Consider the following 1,373-nt stretch of genomic DNA (forward strand, 5'->3'; position numbering starts at 1 on the left):
GATCGCGTCCCTGGAAGTGGTGTACGAGTCGTGAGTTCTGGTTGGTTTGGACTCGTGCTCAGCTGACGACGGCCGACAGTCTGGCGGCCTGATTCTCACTCAGGCTCTGCAAGCCTTCAAGCTGCATGTATCGTCGCTGCAATGACCACTCGTCATTCTGCTCGAGCAACAGCGCACCGACCAGTCGCGTGATCGATGCGTCGTTAGGGAAGATGCCGACCACGTCGGTGCGTCGCTTGATCTCTGCATTCAGCCGTTCTAGCGGATTGGTTGAGTGGATCTGCGTGCGATGTGCCTTGGGGAAGCTCATGAAGGCGAGGACGTCGTGCTCGGCGTTATCCATCAACGCTGCGAGCTTGGGGAACTTGGCACGCAGCTGATCGGCCACGCTGCGCCACTGCAGGATGGCCGCATCCTGCGTTTCCTGCGCGAACACCGTGTTGATTAGCGCGAGCACGACCTGGCGTTGACCCTTGCCAGCATGCGCCAGCGCGTTGCGCAGGAAGTGAACGCGGCAGCGCTGCCACGTCGACTTCAGCACCTTCGCTGCCGCCGCCTTCAGGCCCTCGTGAGCGTCGGAGATCACGAGTTTCACGCCGCGCAGGCCGCGACGCGTGAGCGAGCGTAGAAAGCCGCTCCAGAAGGGCTCGGCCTCCGACGGACCGATCGCCATCCCCAGCACCTCGCGCACGCCATCGGTGTTGACGGCCACGGCGATTATCACGGCCACCGAGACGATCCGGCCGGCTTCGCGCACCTTCAGGTACGTGGCATCGATCCACAGATACGGCCAATCGCCTTCGATCGGTCGGTTGAGGAACGCATGCACTCGCTCGTCGATCTCGGCGCACAGCCGTGAGACCTGGCTCTTGCTGATCCCGCTCATGCCCATCGCTTTGACCAACTCGTCCACCGAGCGGGTCGAGACGCCTTGCACATAGGCTTCCTGGATCACTGCCGCCAGTGCTTTCTCCGCCGTGCGACGCGGCTCGAGAAAGGCTGGAAAATAGCTGCCTTTGCGCAGCTTCGGGATCTTCAAATCGACCGAGCCGGCGCGCGTCTCCCACAGTCGTTCGCGGTAGCCGTTGCGGCTGTTCATCCGCTCCGGATTTCGCTCGCCGTAACTTGCGGCACAGAGGTTCTCGGCGTCCATCTCCATCATCCGCTGGGCGACGTACTGGATCATCTGCTTGAGCAGATCCGCATCGGCACCCTTCTCGGCGAGCTCAGCAAGTGCGATATTGGTCTTGGTGGTGGTCATCGTGGTGGTACTCGGTAAAGTCAGGTGTGGTAACCAAACTCTATCAAGACTCACGGTGACCGCCGCTTCAGCGGTCACGCCTCACTCGTACACCACGTCCCGGGACGCAATC

The 1,373-nt window shown here is 61.8% G+C and carries 1 protein-coding gene; it reads right to left on the reverse strand.

The annotated features are described in order from the left end of the window. Positions 1–58 precede the first annotated feature (58 nt). Positions 59–1,261, reverse strand: coding sequence for an IS256 family transposase (locus GYH35_RS34455; protein ID WP_161816435.1), 1,203 nt, complete (start codon positions 1,259–1,261; stop codon positions 59–61). Positions 1,262–1,373 lie beyond the last annotated feature (112 nt).

Origin of the sequence: Steroidobacter agaridevorans, assembly GCF_009932555.1 — a bacterium.
Lineage (GTDB): Bacteria > Pseudomonadota > Gammaproteobacteria > Steroidobacterales > Steroidobacteraceae > Steroidobacter > Steroidobacter agaridevorans.